Source organism: Aquimarina atlantica (genome assembly GCF_000626715.1).
GTDB classification, from domain to species: Bacteria; Bacteroidota; Bacteroidia; order Flavobacteriales; family Flavobacteriaceae; genus Aquimarina; species Aquimarina atlantica.
On record NZ_AQRA01000001.1, the window covers coordinates 127,324 to 142,842 of the forward strand.

General features: G+C 31.1%; 14 protein-coding genes. All 14 read left to right on the forward strand.

Going from position 1 to position 15,519, the window contains the following annotated elements:
- Positions 1 to 13: 13 nt before the first annotated feature.
- The 14 genes from ATO12_RS00575 (at position 14) to ATO12_RS00640 (ending at position 15,515) form a co-directional block, all read left to right on the forward strand.
- Positions 14 to 1,123: a glycosyltransferase family 4 protein gene (locus ATO12_RS00575; RefSeq protein ID WP_034237678.1), complete on the forward strand. Its 1,110-nt coding sequence runs from the start codon at positions 14 to 16 to the stop codon at positions 1,121 to 1,123.
- Entirely contained in the window at positions 1,120 to 2,241 is a 1,122-nt protein-coding gene (locus ATO12_RS00580; RefSeq protein ID WP_034237679.1) for a glycosyltransferase family 4 protein, read from the forward strand. Before ATO12_RS00575 ends, ATO12_RS00580 begins: the two co-directional genes overlap by 4 nt.
- Before the next feature lie 171 nt (positions 2,242 to 2,412).
- Positions 2,413 to 3,741, forward strand: a complete 1,329-nt coding sequence (locus ATO12_RS00585; protein ID WP_316932909.1) for an MBOAT family O-acyltransferase — start codon at positions 2,413 to 2,415, stop codon at positions 3,739 to 3,741.
- A 5-nt stretch (positions 3,742 to 3,746) separates the two neighbouring features.
- On the forward strand, positions 3,747 to 4,676 hold the full coding sequence (locus ATO12_RS00590) for a hypothetical protein (protein ID WP_034237681.1): 930 nt from the start codon (positions 3,747 to 3,749) through the stop codon (positions 4,674 to 4,676).
- A gap of 86 nt (positions 4,677 to 4,762) precedes the next feature.
- The gene (locus tag ATO12_RS26625; RefSeq protein WP_316932910.1) at positions 4,763 to 5,281 is read left to right on the forward strand and encodes a serine O-acetyltransferase; all 519 of its coding nucleotides are present in this window, start codon (positions 4,763 to 4,765) and stop codon (positions 5,279 to 5,281) included.
- A gap of 44 nt (positions 5,282 to 5,325) precedes the next feature.
- Positions 5,326 to 6,813: an amino acid adenylation domain-containing protein gene (locus tag ATO12_RS00600; RefSeq protein WP_034237684.1), complete on the forward strand. Its 1,488-nt coding sequence runs from the start codon at positions 5,326 to 5,328 to the stop codon at positions 6,811 to 6,813.
- Positions 6,814 to 6,827: 14 nt separating this feature from the next.
- Positions 6,828 to 8,309 carry an AMP-binding protein gene (locus ATO12_RS00605; protein ID WP_034237686.1) on the forward strand — a complete coding sequence of 494 codons (1,482 nt, stop codon included), beginning with the start codon at positions 6,828 to 6,830 and terminating at the stop codon, positions 8,307 to 8,309.
- 34 nt (positions 8,310 to 8,343) lie between these two features.
- Complete coding sequence (locus ATO12_RS00610) at positions 8,344 to 8,583, forward strand: acyl carrier protein (protein ID WP_034237688.1); 240 nt, start codon at positions 8,344 to 8,346, stop codon at positions 8,581 to 8,583.
- A gap of 115 nt (positions 8,584 to 8,698) precedes the next feature.
- Positions 8,699 to 10,039: an MBOAT family O-acyltransferase gene (locus ATO12_RS00615; RefSeq protein ID WP_131248743.1), complete on the forward strand. Its 1,341-nt coding sequence runs from the start codon at positions 8,699 to 8,701 to the stop codon at positions 10,037 to 10,039.
- A 6-nt stretch (positions 10,040 to 10,045) separates the two neighbouring features.
- Positions 10,046 to 10,966, forward strand: coding sequence for a hypothetical protein (locus ATO12_RS00620; protein WP_034237691.1), 921 nt, complete (start codon positions 10,046 to 10,048; stop codon positions 10,964 to 10,966).
- A 6-nt stretch (positions 10,967 to 10,972) separates the two neighbouring features.
- Entirely contained in the window at positions 10,973 to 12,067 is a 1,095-nt protein-coding gene (locus ATO12_RS00625; protein ID WP_034237693.1) for an EpsG family protein, read from the forward strand.
- Positions 12,068 to 12,089: 22 nt separating this feature from the next.
- On the forward strand, positions 12,090 to 12,980 hold the full coding sequence (locus ATO12_RS00630) for a glycosyltransferase family 2 protein (RefSeq protein WP_034237694.1): 891 nt from the start codon (positions 12,090 to 12,092) through the stop codon (positions 12,978 to 12,980).
- Positions 12,980 to 14,122 carry a glycosyltransferase family 1 protein gene (locus tag ATO12_RS00635; RefSeq protein ID WP_034237696.1) on the forward strand — a complete coding sequence of 381 codons (1,143 nt, stop codon included), beginning with the start codon at positions 12,980 to 12,982 and terminating at the stop codon, positions 14,120 to 14,122. Before ATO12_RS00630 ends, ATO12_RS00635 begins: the two co-directional genes overlap by 1 nt.
- 1 nt (position 14,123) lies before the next feature.
- Positions 14,124 to 15,515: a phenylacetate--CoA ligase family protein gene (locus tag ATO12_RS00640; protein WP_034237697.1), complete on the forward strand. Its 1,392-nt coding sequence runs from the start codon at positions 14,124 to 14,126 to the stop codon at positions 15,513 to 15,515.
- The last annotated feature ends 4 nt before the right edge of the window (positions 15,516 to 15,519 follow it).

Sequence of the window (15,519 nt, forward strand, 5' to 3'; positions counted from 1 at the left end):
TTTTTAACTGTATATGAAACTTATATATATTGTTAACCGAGTAGATGGCCCTGGAGGATTAGAAAGAGTACTTTCTATAAAAGCCAGTATGCTAGCTGATCGATATAACTATGATATACATATTGTGACTTTAAATCAGGACGAAGATAAACTGTTCTATGATTTTAGTTCAAAACTAACATATCATAATATAACGGTTAGCGGTAATCCATTGGTGTATATATATAAGTATATTACTAAGTTAAGGAGTGTAATTAAAAAATTAAACCCAGATGTTATTGCAGTATGTGATGATGGACTTAAAGGATTTTTAGTGCCTGTTTTTCTTGGCAAACCTTGCCCAATGATATACGAAAGACATGTTTCTAAAAATGTAGAGATACAAAAAGGAACCCCGTCTTTATCACACAAAATAAAGGCTTCGATAAAGTTTGGATTCATGAATTTTGGGGGTAAATTCTATGACCATTTTATTGTTTTAACAAAAGGCAACCTGAAAGAATGGAATCTTAAAAACCTTAAGGTAATTCCTAATCCATTATCATTCTATCCAAATGAACAAAGTACTTTACAAAACAAAAAAGCTATTGCCGTAGGGAAACAAAGTTTTCAGAAAGGATATGACAGGCTACTAAAAAGCTGGAAACCCGTAGTAGAAAAATATCCGGATTGGACTCTTGATATTTACGGGACGATAAGTAAAGAAGAAAGATTAGATGAGCTTGCACGCAATTTAGGAATATTAGAAACGGTTAATTTTTATGCTCCGGTACGAAATATAGCAGAGAAATACCAAGAGGCTTCTATATATGTGATGTCGTCTAGATATGAAGGGTTTGGAATGGTATTAACAGAAGCTATGGCTTATGGAGTTCCTTGTGTTTCGTTTGATTGCCCATACGGTCCATCCGATATTATTTCTGATAAAAAAAATGGATTATTGGTAGAGAATGGAGATATTGATGGCTTATCAAGAAGCATCTTATCTCTAGTAGAGAATCCAGAATCCAGGACTTTGATGGGCAAAAATGCTCGAAAAGCTGTAAAACGGTATTTACCAGAAAAAATTACAGCAGAATGGGATGTGTTATTTACAAGTTTAACTAATAATACATCTAAATGAAAATAGTATTTATTATTGATCAGGTGTATTTACACGGTGGTATTGAGAGAGTGCTTTCTATCAAAGCAAACTACCTTGCTTCAATGCCTCATAATAAAATTTATATCATTACTACAGAACAAAAGGATAAAAAACCTTGTTATGAGTTTAATGATAAAATTATTTTTAAAGATCTGGGAATTAATTATCAAAGAAACAAATCCTATTTCCATCCGGTTAATTTAAGAAAGCTTCCTAAGCATATCAAAAAGACTAAATCTGTAATTAAAAAAATAAACCCAGATATTGTCGTAGTCTGCAGTCATAGTACAGATACCTATTTTATACCTTTTATTAATAAGGGCATTCCTAAGGTAAAAGAGTTTCATTATTCTAAATTTATTGAACTCGAGAACAGGAAAAACCCCAGAAACCTTCAAAAAAAATATTTCCTGAAGTTTGCAGACTATGTAGAGACTAAATACGATAAATTGGTTATTCTTAATCAGGATGAGGCTGCTTATTATGCCTCAGATAATACGGTTGTTATTCCTAATCCTCTTACTTTTTATCCAGAAAAAGTTTCGACCATATCTAATAATATTGTGATTACTGCTGGTAGAATAGCATCAGTAAAAGGATATGATATGCTAATTGATATATGGGAAATTGTTAGCAAAAAGTATCCAGAATGGGAGCTTCATATTTATGGTGATGGAGAACCGGGTTATGTAAAAATGTTACAAGACAAAATAGATGCTAAAAATTTACAAGATCATTTGATGCTGAAAGGAGTAACAAGTGATGTAAAAGGAAAAATGCTGGCATCTTCTATTTTTGCAATGTCATCGCATAATGAATGTTTTCCTTTGGTATTATTAGAAGCTCAAGCTTGTGGTTTACCTATCATTTCTTTTGATTGTCCTAATGGACCTAGAAATATAGTAAATACTGAGAACGGAGTATTGATCCCCATATATAATAATGTAGAATTTGCGAATCAATTAATTGAGCTTATGAAAAATAGAGTTAAGTTAGAAGAGATGGGCAAAAGCGCACGACAAAATGCTTCAAATTATAGTGTAGAAAATGTAATGAAATTATGGAATAACATGTTTAATGAATTATTAAACTTATAAATAATAAAAAGAAAATTATACCCCAATTAACGTAATAAAAATTTAAAAAAACAATATAATTAATTTTTAAAAATGATATTTAACTCGGTTGTATTTTTAATTTTCTTACCGATCGTTTTTTCGATATACTGGCTTCTTTCAAAAAAGTCATTAAAAATTCAGAATACTTATTTGTTAATAATAAGTTATTTCTTTTACGGTTGTTGGGATTGGCGTTTTTTGTTTTTAATTGCTGCCAGTTCGTTAATAGATTTTTGGGTAGCAAAAAAAATAAAGGCTTCTGAGAAGAAAAATACAAAAAAGGCTTTTGTTGGGATTAGTCTTGTTATGAATATTGGGTTACTAGGCTTTTTTAAGTACTTCAACTTTTTTGCAGATTCTCTGGTTGATCTTTTTAATCTTGTTGGATTTCATGCAGATTACACAACGTTACATATTATTTTACCGGTTGGTATTAGTTTTTATACCTTTCAAACGCTTAGCTACACAATAGATGTATATAGAGGTAAAATTGAACCATCAAATTCAATTGTTCAATTTTTTGCATATGTAAGTTTCTTCCCTCAGTTAGTTGCCGGACCAATAGAGAGAGCGACTAACTTGCTGCCGCAGTTTCAAAAGAAAAGAACTTTTGAGTATGATAAAGCTGCAGATGGAATGCGACAAATGCTATGGGGATTTTTTAAAAAGGTTGTTGTTGCCGATAACTGTGCAGTTTTTGTAGATCAGGCTTTTGCAGATCCTTCTATGAGTTCTTCCGGAGAACTATTTGTAGGTATGATTTTCTTTGCTTTTCAGTTATATGGTGATTTTTCTGGGTATTCGGATATTGCTATCGGAAGCGCAAGATTGTTTGGTTTTGATTTGAAACAAAATTTTGCTTTCCCATATTTTGCGAGAGATATAGCAGAGTTTTACAGAAGATGGCATATGTCTCTTACCAACTGGTTTAAAGACTATGTATATTTTCCGTTAGGAGGAAGTAGAGTAGGACTCAATAAAAAGATCCGTAATGTTTTTATCATTTATCTTATTAGTGGATTTTGGCATGGGGCAAATTGGACATTTATATTTTGGGGGTTTCTTAATGCATTGTATTATGTTCCTTTAATGTTATCCAAGAGAAACCGCCGCAATCTGGAGATTGTAGCAGCAAATAGTTTTTTACCTTCTTTTAGGCAAGGATATGCCATTTTTGAAACTTTTATTGTGACTTGTTTTATTAGAGTGTTTTTTAGAGCCGATTCTATAGAAGATGCATTTTTATATATCAAAAGAATTTTTAGTTTTCAAGGAAATACATGGGGTAATTTGGATAAAATTTCGATAGCCGTTATTGTTATTTTATTAGTAGTCGAATGGATCAATAGAAAAGAACAACATGGATTGGCTATTGGTAATAGGCCAGTTTATGTGAGATGGGGATCATATATGGCTGTGTTTTTAATCATTTTGTTCTTTGGTAAGTCTTCAACTTCATTTATTTACTTCCAATTTTAGTCGCTATGAAAAAGTATATAAAAAAAGTAAGTTTGTTTTTGTTTGTTTGTTTTGTGATACTAACGGCGATACTTCTAAAGTATGGAGGAAATATAGATCACTTTTATAACAAGTTTACAACACCTAAAGCTAAATCTATGATTTTAGGTGATAGTAGGGCAATGCAAGGGATACAACCAGAAATCCTTAATGAAGCCATAAAATCAAGTGATAAAGATTATGAATTACCGATGTATAATTATGCGTTTACTATCGCTCAAACCCCTATGGGACCTCCATATAGGAAGAGTATTTTACGTAAATTAGACAAAGAGACTAAGAATGGAGTATATATACTAAGTCTAACACCATGGATGTTTTGCTCTGGTGATGATTATAATGATGATTTAGGTGAGTTTAGAGAACAAGATCAACCTCCTCATAATATGATCTATGTTGATGTAAACCCTAATTATGAGTATATACTTCGCAACCTTAACCTTTTTAGCTTTAGACATGTGTTTAAAACGAATTATCTACTTCATAAAGATGGGTGGATGGAAAGAAAGAAATTAAGCAAAGATGAATTTTCTTTTAACGCAAGAAAAAAGGTTCAAAAAGATATGATTACAGAGTTTCTGGATTATTACAAATTATCTAAGGTAAGGAAACAAAGTTTCTATGATTTAATAAAAGATTTAAAAAAACATGGGGATGTCTTTTTTGTAAGAAGTCCAATAGATTTGGATATTTTAGAAATAGAAAATAAGTTTTACCCAGAATTCGATAATTTCATAGACTCGGTCGCTACATCAAATAATATTAGATATTTTAATTTCACAAGACATCCGAAACTAAAAGAATTTAGCAATTATGATGGACACCATATTGATAAAAAAGGAGGAGAATTGTTTACCAAAGCACTTGCAGATTCTATTTTATCAGTAAATCAATAGAAGAAGAATTATTTAACTTAAGTACAACTAAGATGAGATCTTTATTTTCTTTTTTATATAAAATACTACTCTTACCACATTTAATAATGTATAAATTTAGTAAGAACCAAAGTAGTATTGATCAAGACATAAAAAGATGGGCCGAGGCAAAAGGAATACAAAAAGGAAAATATTCTTTACTACTTACGTTTTTAACAAACTCTCCAGATTTTAGAACCTTGTTTTACTTTAGAAACCGAAGTATTTTTTCTCACGTACTTAATATCTATTGTAGAAAGCAATCTAATTTCACAATTGATATTACTACTAAATTAGGTGGTGGTGTACTTACAGGACATCCTTATTGTACAATTTTAAATGCCGATTCTATTGGAGAAAATTTTTATGTAAACCATTTGGTGACGGTAGGAGAAATAGAAGGAAAAAGACCAACTATAGGAGATAATGTTTCTGTAAATACAGGAGCAATCATTATTGGGGATATTACAATCGGAAATAATAGCGTAATAGGAGCCGGGGCTGTAGTGGTAAAAGATGTTCCTGAAAACTGCGTTGTTGTAGGAAACCCTGCACGAATTATAAAAAAAGACGGAAAACGAGTATAACTATAGTAGTGCTAAATAGTAGATGAATTTAAACACAAAACCGAATGAACCTAATTTCTAACATACAAAAATCTATTGAAGATAATTATGATCATAATGCTTTCTGTATTAGAAACAAATATTATAGCTACAAGGATTTTGCTCAGGTAGTTTCTGATATCAGACAGGCAATTCAGACTTCGGTAGAAAAAACAGACGTTATTATCGGATTAGTAACCAATGATGATATTGAAACGTATGCATCTATAATTGCATTGTGGATGGAAGGAAAAGCATATGTCCCGTTAAATCCAGAATTTCCGGTTAATAGAAATCATACTGTAATTGAACAGGCCGGTATAAAAACCATTTTAGATTCTTCAACAGACAAAATTTTTAATGATTATAATACAATACTCACAAAAAAGATACCTGCTTCAGAGATTAACTTATGTCCAGTAGATCATATATCAGAAGAAAATCTTGCATATATATTCTTTACATCAGGAACTACGGGTACTCCAAAAGGAGTTCCTATAACATTTAATAACCTATCAGGTTTTACAGAAGCATTTTGGAAACTTGGCTATGAATTAACTAACGAAGACAGATGCTTGCAAATGTTTGAATTGACATTTGATTTATCAGTGTTTTCATATTTGGCACCAATACTTAAAGGAGCATGTATCTACACTATTCCTAAAGACGAGATTAAGTATAGCTATATTTTTGAACTTATGGAAGACTATAAGTTAACCTTCGCCTTAATGGTTCCTTCAATATTGCATTACCTAAGGCCGTATTTTGATGAAATAGATTGTCCGGATATGAAATACAGTTTGTTTTGTGGAGAAGCTTTACCTCTTGATGTTACAGAAGAATGGAGTAAATGCTTGCCAAATGCAACAATAGCAAATGTTTATGGCCCAACAGAGTGCACCATATTTTGTACAGATTATACCTATAAAAGAAAAGAGGGGAATAAATCACATAATGGTGTTTTGACTATCGGAAAAGATATGTTTAATACTACAACAATTATTGTAGATGATGATAATAATGAAGTAAAGACCGGTGAAAAAGGAGAATTATGTTTAAGTGGTGTTCAACTTACTTCTGGATATTGGAAAAATGAAGAGAAAAATAAAGAAGCTTTTTTCTTTAAAGATTATAAAGGAAAAGAAACAAGGTTCTATCGAACAGGAGATTTATGTACTGTAGATGAAGAAGGTGATATTTTATATTTAGGAAGAGTAGATTTTCAAGCAAAAATCCAAGGATTTAGAGTCGAATTATCTGAAATTGAATTTCATTCAAAAGCAAGTTTAGATAAGATGAATGTGGTTGCTATAGCATTTGATAATGCTATGAATACTACAGAAATAGGATTGGTAATTGAATCTCAAAAATTTGAAACAGATCAGTTATTAGAGGAGTTAAAAACGAAATTACCCCATTACATGATCCCAACTCAGATTAGATTTATAGATAATTTTCCATTAAACACTAATGGAAAAACAGATAGAAAAAAATTAAAAGAATTATTTAGTTAAACAAATAGTAAAAAATGAATTTGCAGCAAGCACTTAGCCATTCCATTACTAGAAACCTGGATCGTATTGCTTTTGTTATCAATGGGCAAGAATATACGTATAAGGATTTAGCTGAGTCTATTTCAGGTATAAGAAAAATAATACAGGAAAAAATTTCTGATGATGAAGTAAATATTGGATTAATTGCAAATGATGATATACAAACGTATGCAGCAATTTTTGCAATATGGTTTGAAGGAAAATCATATGTTCCTCTTGATCCAGAGAGCCCAGAAGAACGAAATGATAATATCATCAAACAGACTAACATAAAAACAATAGTAGATTCTTCTGATGTAGTTGTATATCCAGACTATAATACTATTTCCTCGACCATGGCAAAAGGAAATACTGATGATTTAGAGCCGAAACAAGTATTAGATGAATCAATAGCCTATATCTTATTTACTTCGGGAACTACAGGGGTTCCTAAAGGCGTTCCCATTACATTTTCTAATCTTATAGCATTTTGCGATGCATTTTTTGATTTTGGTATTCAAATAGATGAAAATGATAGATGTTTACAGATGTTCGGTTTAACATTTGATGTATCTGTAATGTCGTTTATGCTTCCGGTACTTAAAGGAGCAAGGGTATATACCATTCCAAAAGATGAGATTAAGTTCAGTTATATTTTCGAGTTAATACAAGACGAAAGATTATCATATGCCTTAATGGTTCCTTCAATCTTACACTATTTAAGACCGTATTTTGATGAGATAGATTCTCCTTATTTAAAATATAGCTTGTTTTGCGGAGAAGGCTTACCAGTAGATGTAACAGAAGAATGGGCGCAACGCTTACCAAATACTAAAATAATGAATGTGTATGGCCCAACAGAAAGCACAATGCTTTGTACAGGGTATACATATGATAAAGACGCTAAGAAAACACATAATGGAGTAGTATCTATCGGAAAACCATGGAAGGGCGTTGAAACCATAATCATAAATGAATCTAATGAGATTCTTGAAACGGGTAAAAAAGGAGAACTATGCCTGGCAGGCTCTTTATTAACACCGGGATACTGGATGAATCCCGAGAAAAATGAAGAAGCATTTTTCTATACCGAATATAACGGTAAAAAAACTAGATTTTATAAAACAGGAGATTTATCATATATAGACGCTGATGGAGATATCATGTTTTTGGGAAGAATAGATTTTCAGGCAAAAGTACAAGGTGGATATCGTGTAGAACTTTCTGAAGTCGAACTCTATGCGAAAGAAGGATTACATAAAATCAATGCAGTAGCTGTTGCATACACTAATGGAGTAGGAAGTACCGAAATAGGGTTGGTAATAGAGTCAGAAAAATTTGACCTTACAGAACTTTCTGAATATATGAAAGCAAAAATGCCTGCATATATGATACCTTCGCAGATAAAATTTATGGAAACTTTTCCTCTTAATGTTAACGGAAAAATTGACAGAAAAGAATTGACAACAATATTTTAATTAAACATAATTCTAAATACATAAAGCCATATTTATGGAAACCACAGAGATTAAAGAAAAAATAAGTGAAGCACTCGTATCTGTATTAGGACACAGTAATTTTGAGACCAATGATGAATTGACTGCACAAGATGTTGATGGTTGGGATTCACTATCTCATATGATGATCATCACAAAAATTGAAGAACAATTTGATATTAAATTCAAACTTAGGGATTTAAATAAATTAAAGAATTTGGGATCTCTTGTCTCAGTAATTCAAGGTAAAATTTAATTTAGAAAACGTGATTTTTAACTCATTTGATTTCGTCGTTTTTTTAATTCCTGTATTAGTGCTATACTGGCTGTTTTTTAAAAAAACAGCAGTAGCTCAAAATATACTTTTGCTAATGGCCAGCATATTTTTTTATGCCTGGGCAGATTGGAGATTTCTCTTTTTGTTAATAGCAAGTATTCTTATTAATTACTATTTGGGATTAAAAATTCATAATACTCTAAAAGAAAGTAAACAAAAAATGCTTTTAAATATAGGGTTAGTGTTTAATATCGGTCTACTGGTATATTTTAAATATTTTAATTTTTTCTACGAAGGATTTTATAAAATAATAAATGTTTTTGGTACTGATTTAGAATATAATACACTTTCTATCCTATTACCTTTGGGGATTAGTTTTTTTACCTTTCAAACATTGGGATATCTATTAGACGTGTATAATGAAGAGATCGAACCTAGTAACGATTTGCTTGATTTTTCTGTTTTTATAGCATTTTTTCCAAAAATTTTGTCAGGACCTATAGAAAGAGCAGGAAGCTTTATTCCACAAATTAAAAAGAAAAGAGAGCTTTCCTATGCTACCTCTGTTGACGGGTTTAGACAAATATTATGGGGATTATTTACCAAAGTAGTGGTAGCAGAAAATTGCGCTGCAATTGCAAATCCAATTTTTAATAATTACCAGGATAAACCAGGAAGTGTATTGGTATTAGGTGCATTTTTCTATGCAATACAGATATATGCAGATTTTTCGGGGTATTCAAATATGGCAATAGGAATATCTAAATTATTTGGGTTACAATTAACACGTAATTTTGCAACTCCGTTTTTCTCAACCAATATTAGTGGTTTTTGGAAAAAATGGCATATTTCTTTGACTACATGGATGATGGATTATGTTTTTACACCATTATCATTTACGCTTAGAAAACTTCAGAAAAGAGGATTGGTGATATCGATTGTAGCTACTTTTATTTTGGTAGGGTTCTGGCATGGAGCTAATTGGACATTTATTGTTTTTGGATTACTTCATGGAATTTATTTCATTCCTTTGGTATATTCTGGTACAATGAATACATCCGATATCATGGCAAAGGGAAAATGGTTTCCATCTTTTAAAGAAATCTATAAAATGATGGCACTATTTGTTTTGGTAATGATGACAGATGTGATTTTTAGGGTGGATAGCGTTGCGATGGCATTGGATTACTTCAAGGGTGTTTTTTCATCAAGTATTATAGAGTACCCGGCGAGTTATATTAATGCTAATACTTTAATGATAGTCGCTTTGATTGGTTTTTTTATGCTGGTAGAATGGGTTAACCGCGAGAAGAAACATGATTTCGAAATAAGCAATTATAATGTTTACCTTCGATGGTCATCATACATATTCATCTTTTTACTTATCTTGTTTTTCGGGAGAAGTTCGGATACATTTATATATTTTCAATTTTAAATAATCATGAAATTACTTTTACTTAAGTTAGGTCTTTTCTTTATCATATGTTTGGGGATAGTTAGTATTGTTCTGGTTAATTCTGGAGGTAATGTAGATTATTTTTATGAAAAATTTACAACGCCAAAGACCAAATCGATGATTATAGGAGATTCTCGAAGCCTGCAAGGAATCCAACCAAGTGTTATCAATGCATATTTTAAGGATAAAGGATATGATCTCCCGATTTTAAACTATAGCTTTACGATTGCTCAAGCTCTTATCGGACCACCATATAACAAAAGCATCTTTAAAAAATTAGATACCACGTCGACTAATGGTATTTTTATTATTTCTATTACTCCGGATATGTTAACCTCACACAAGGATTATAATAATGAGGAAGGAGAATTTCGAGAGATTGATCAACCTCCTCATAATATGAACTTTGTTAGTATGAATCCAAATTATGAATACTTGGTAAAGAATTTTTCTTTTTTTCATTTCAAAGGAATGTTTAGAAAAAGCTCTACTTTACATAAAGATGGTTGGTTAGAAGAAACCAATCTACCAAAGAATAAGCAAGTTTTTGAAGATTGGAAAAAGAATCAGATCGCTTTATACTTAAAAGACCAGGAAGATTTTGAAGTATCTGATGTACGAATACAAAGCTTAGTAACTTTAATAAAAAAATTAGACCATTACGGAGATGTATATTTGGTAAGGATGCCTATAAGTAAAGAATATTTGGGATATGAAGAAAAATATTACCCAAAATTTGATACTACAATAGACTCTATATCAAAAAGTAATCAAGTCCCATATTTTGATTTTAATAAAATGGATATGGTGTATGAGACTTATGATGGTCACCATATAGATAAATTTGCAGGGAAAAAGTTTACAGAGAATTTATGTAAGTTAATATTCTTAAATAAAAAGAAGTAATGTACAATGTTTGATTGGATTCCAATAGGGATATATTACAAGATTTATATTAATCTATCACTCTTTTTAGTGCTATTTACACTACTCCATACCAGGGTTTTGAAAATGGACGATAAAAAGAATTTGATTTTTATTAATATCACAGGGTATCTTCTGCTTACTTATATCATCCTATATATTGGACAAAGACCTATTACCTATTTGTTTGGTGATATGATTAATTATATGCGATCATTTCAGCATTATCAAAATGGGGGAGAGATTATGTTTGGAGCAGATTATTCATGGCATATTTTCATGAAAACCTTAGCTTATGTGGTTTCTGCTCATACATTCTTTACCATTTGTGCTTTTATATACATATTTCCTTTATACAGAATTTCTAAACAACTCTTTAATGAATATTGGTACTATGCTTTTATGATGTTTATCGTTTCTTATTCATTTTGGACCTATGGGGTAAATGGTATGAGAAATGGCGCGGCTTGTTCTCTTTTTTTATGGGGAGTAAGTTATCATAGAAACAAAGTGGTGATGTCTGTATTTTTTCTTTGTGCTATTGCTTTTCATAAAACTTTGTTTTTACCAGTATTAGCATTTATTGCCACATATTTTTACAATAACCCAAAAGTGTATCTCAAAGGATGGCTTTTGTGTATTCCATTATCCTTAGCTATGGGAGGAGTTTGGATATCGCTTTTTAGTAGTATGGGATTTGCAGATGATAGGTTATCAGGATATTTAACATCTAAGGCCGCAGAAGGTACTTTTTCTAGCACAGGTTTTCGATGGGATTTCTTATTTCATAGTTCTTTTCCGATAGCAGCCGGGTGGTATTTTATTTATAAAAAACAATTTGAAGATAAACTATTTTATCAACTCTTAAACACCTATTTGATTTGTAATGGATTTTGGGTTTTGGTTATTAAAGCTAATTACTCGAATAGATTTGCCTATTTATCATGGTTTATGATGGCGGTCATCATTATTTATCCTTTCCTGAAACAGAAATTTTTTAAAGACCATCATTTTATGATGGGGAAAGTAATGTTGGTGTATTTTTCGTTTACTTATTTTATGTACTATTTATATTGGGGATAACAAAAACTAATTTTAACCACACATGAAAACTATTACAGTATTTACACCGACATATAATCGAGCATATTGTTTGCATAAATGTTACGAAAGCCTGATTAAACAATCAAATCAAGATTTTGTATGGCTTATTATAGACGATGGTTCTACAGATACTACAGAAGAACTGGTAGCATCCTGGATTAAAGAAAATAAAATAGATATCATATATCATTACCAGGAAAACCTGGGAATGCATGGCGGACATAATGCTGCATATCGACTTATCGAAACTACTCTTAACCTTTGTATCGATAGTGATGATTGTATGGCAGAGAATGCTATTGAAAAAATCCTTAACTCATGGGAAACTATTAAGGATAAACCAGAATATGCTGGTCTGGTAGGGTTAGATGCAGATGAAAGTGGTGCTATCATAGGAACCAAAATACCCGAAAATATAAAAGAAACTACATTGTATGATATATATAATGTTCATGGAGTAAAGGGAGATAAAAAATTAGTGTATAGAACTGAAGTCGTAAAAAAATACCCATCATATCCTATTTTTGAAGGTGAACGGTTTGTACCACTAGGGTATCTGTATCAACTCATTGATCAAGATTATAAACTACTACCGGTAAATGAAGTTTTTTGTGTTGTAGAATATATGGCCGATGGTTCTAGTATGAATATGCTAAAGCAATATCGAAGACATCCCAGAGGTTTCGCTTTTTCAAGAAAAAGTAGAATGCAATTGGCAAAAAACTTTAAAGACAAATTTAAAAATGCAATTCACTACGTTTCGAGTTCTATGTTTATAAAAAACGGCTCTTTTTTAAAAGAATCTCCAAAAAAACTAATCACATTTTTAGCGATTCCGTTTGGGGTTTTGCTTAACCTTTATATTAGATATAAAACCAAAAACGAATTTTAATGGCTACCACCAGAGTTTTACAAGTCTTTACTGTTATGAATCGTGGAGGAGCAGAATCTATGATCATGAACTATTATCGTAGTATCGATAGAAACAAAGTTCAATTTGATTTTTTGGTTCACAGAAAAGAAAGAGCTGCTTTTGATGACGAAATAGAAAGCCTGGGAGGAAAAATATATAGAATGAATCCTATTAGTCCTTTTTTTCCTGGTGCATATTATAAAGAACTACGAATTTTTTTTAAAGAACATAAAGAATATACAATAGTACATTCGCATTTAAATACATTTAGTTGCTTTCCTCTTAAAGTAGCAAAAGAGTTCAATATACCTTGTAGAATTGCTCATGCACATATTGCTATTGAACCCATAAGACTAAAAGATGTATTATCAAATAGCGAAAGCCTTAAGGAGACATTTAAAAAACTGGTCAAATTTCAATTAAAGAAAAAAATACATAACTATTCTACTCATAGTTTCTCTTGCGGAGAAAAAGCGGGGAAATGGCTGTTCAAAGAAAAAACAGCTTTTACAATAATGAATAATGCAATTGATGCCAAAGCATTTGCCTATGATTCAATTGTAAGTGATACCTATAAAAAGGAACATGATCTGGAAAATAAATTGATCATAGGACATGTAGGAAGGTTTACAAGTCAAAAAAATCATTCTTACATTTTGAAGATTTTTAATCAATTGGTTCAAAAGAAAGAAGATAGTGTATTGGTTTTTATTGGCGACGGACCTTTACGTACTAAGATTGAAGAAGAAGCTAAAAGTTTATCTATTGATGATAAAATACGTTTTTTAGGCGTACGAACAGATATACCCCAGTTATATCAAATGTTAGATATATTTGTCTTTCCTTCTTTTTATGAAGGCCTTCCTGTTACTTTGATAGAAGCGCAGGCAGCGGGGCTTAAAGTTTTTGCTTCTGATCGAATTACAAGAGAAGTACATCTAACCAAGGATATAGAATTTTTACCGATTACGATCTCACCAGAAGTCTGGGCAGATAAAATTTTAGAAAAGGTGTCAGAAGAGAAGACTAATAACTATGAAATGGTAAAAAATAAGGGGTACGATATTCAAAAAAACACTGAAATATTTCAGGATTTTTATCTGAAACAAACACATAAGTGATATGGGAAATTTACAAGAAAAGATCTATGCAAAATCCCCTCATTTTATACAAAATTGGATTGTATCATTATATAATGTTTTGGCATACAGAAAAAGATATTCTGGTAAATACAAACATTTTATAAACCACTATTTAAAAAATAGAAATCTATCTGTTGATCAGCTTAATGTCATACAGGCAAATAGATATAGTGAGTTTGTTGCATATGCAAAAAAGCATTCTGAATATTATAACAAGACATTAGGAGGCATTACTGCTTCAGAGGATATTACCAATATTGCTAAACTTCCTATAATTAATAAAGAAACATTACGAAGTAATTATTCTGGTATTTATACAATTCAAAAAAACGAAGGGATTATATCTAAAACAGGAGGGACTACAGGGAAATCCCTAGAAGTACTTTATACCCATGATGATGTTCAGGAACGATTTGCTTTGTTAGATAATTTTAGAGGTAGTTTTGGTTATAAATTAGGAAAAAAGACCGCTTGGTTTAGTGGTAAAAATCTTTTAAGTGAAAAGGATATTAATAAAAAGAGATTTTGGAAAACAGATCATATTTATAATGTAAGATATTATTCAACTTTCCATATTCACGGTAAATATTTAGCATACTATCTTAAGAATTTAATACAATATAAGCCTTTATACATGGTTGGGTTTCCTTCTACAATGTATGAAATTGCAAAATATGGACTAGCTAAAAATATTGATTTTCCCGAGAATACTATTAAAGCGATATTTCCTACCGCAGAAACTATAACCGATGATATTCGAGAGGTTTTAGAAGGATATTTTAAAACAAACTTATATAATCAATATGCTTCCTCAGAAGGAGCACCATTTATTTTTGAGTGTAAGAATAAGAAATTACACTTAGAATTACAGAGTGGCGTTTTTGAAGTGCTAGATGAAGAAAATAACCCAAGTGAAAAAGGGCGGTTAATAGTAACATCTTTTAATACTCATGGCACACCTCTTATTCGATATGATATAGGAGACCAGATAGAACTTGGTACTGGAACATGCACTTGCGGAAATAACAACCCGTTGGTTAAAGAAGTTCTTGGTCGTATTTCAGATTATATTTATTCTGAAGAAATAGGAAAAATAAATCTGGGAAATATATCAAATGCTCTTAAAGGAGTAAAAGGGATTATAAAATTTCAAATCCAACAAGATGCAATCGAACGGCTTTTAGTTCTGATAGAAAAGGACGAAACCGTATTTGATACAAAATATGAAGAAGTATTTTTAAAAAACTTAAGAGATCGAGTCGGAGCCAAAATTGAAATAGAATTAAGATATGTCGACGCAATTCCTGTAGAAAAGAGCGGTAAGTTTAGGTTGATCAAAAATAATATTAAAGATAAAATTCAAAATCAGTAGAAAC

What these genes read in the sequence shown, in the direction of transcription:
- ATO12_RS00575 (WP_034237678.1), top strand. Translation starts at nt 14, where the DNA reads ATGAAACTTATATATATTGTTAACCGAGTAGATGGCCCTGGAGGATTA.
- ATO12_RS00580 (WP_034237679.1), top strand. Translation starts at nt 1,120, where the DNA reads ATGAAAATAGTATTTATTATTGATCAGGTGTATTTACACGGTGGTATT.
- ATO12_RS00590 (WP_034237681.1), top strand. Translation starts at nt 3,747, where the DNA reads ATGAAAAAGTATATAAAAAAAGTAAGTTTGTTTTTGTTTGTTTGTTTT.
- ATO12_RS26625 (WP_316932910.1), top strand. Translation starts at nt 4,763, where the DNA reads ATGTATAAATTTAGTAAGAACCAAAGTAGTATTGATCAAGACATAAAA.
- ATO12_RS00600 (WP_034237684.1), top strand. Translation starts at nt 5,326, where the DNA reads ATGAACCTAATTTCTAACATACAAAAATCTATTGAAGATAATTATGAT.
- ATO12_RS00605 (WP_034237686.1), top strand. Translation starts at nt 6,828, where the DNA reads ATGAATTTGCAGCAAGCACTTAGCCATTCCATTACTAGAAACCTGGAT.
- ATO12_RS00610 (WP_034237688.1), top strand. Translation starts at nt 8,344, where the DNA reads ATGGAAACCACAGAGATTAAAGAAAAAATAAGTGAAGCACTCGTATCT.
- ATO12_RS00615 (WP_131248743.1), top strand. Translation starts at nt 8,699, where the DNA reads ATGGCCAGCATATTTTTTTATGCCTGGGCAGATTGGAGATTTCTCTTT.
- ATO12_RS00620 (WP_034237691.1), top strand. Translation starts at nt 10,046, where the DNA reads ATGAAATTACTTTTACTTAAGTTAGGTCTTTTCTTTATCATATGTTTG.
- ATO12_RS00625 (WP_034237693.1), top strand. Translation starts at nt 10,973, where the DNA reads ATGTTTGATTGGATTCCAATAGGGATATATTACAAGATTTATATTAAT.
- ATO12_RS00630 (WP_034237694.1), top strand. Translation starts at nt 12,090, where the DNA reads ATGAAAACTATTACAGTATTTACACCGACATATAATCGAGCATATTGT.
- ATO12_RS00635 (WP_034237696.1), top strand. Translation starts at nt 12,980, where the DNA reads ATGGCTACCACCAGAGTTTTACAAGTCTTTACTGTTATGAATCGTGGA.
- ATO12_RS00640 (WP_034237697.1), top strand. Translation starts at nt 14,124, where the DNA reads ATGGGAAATTTACAAGAAAAGATCTATGCAAAATCCCCTCATTTTATA.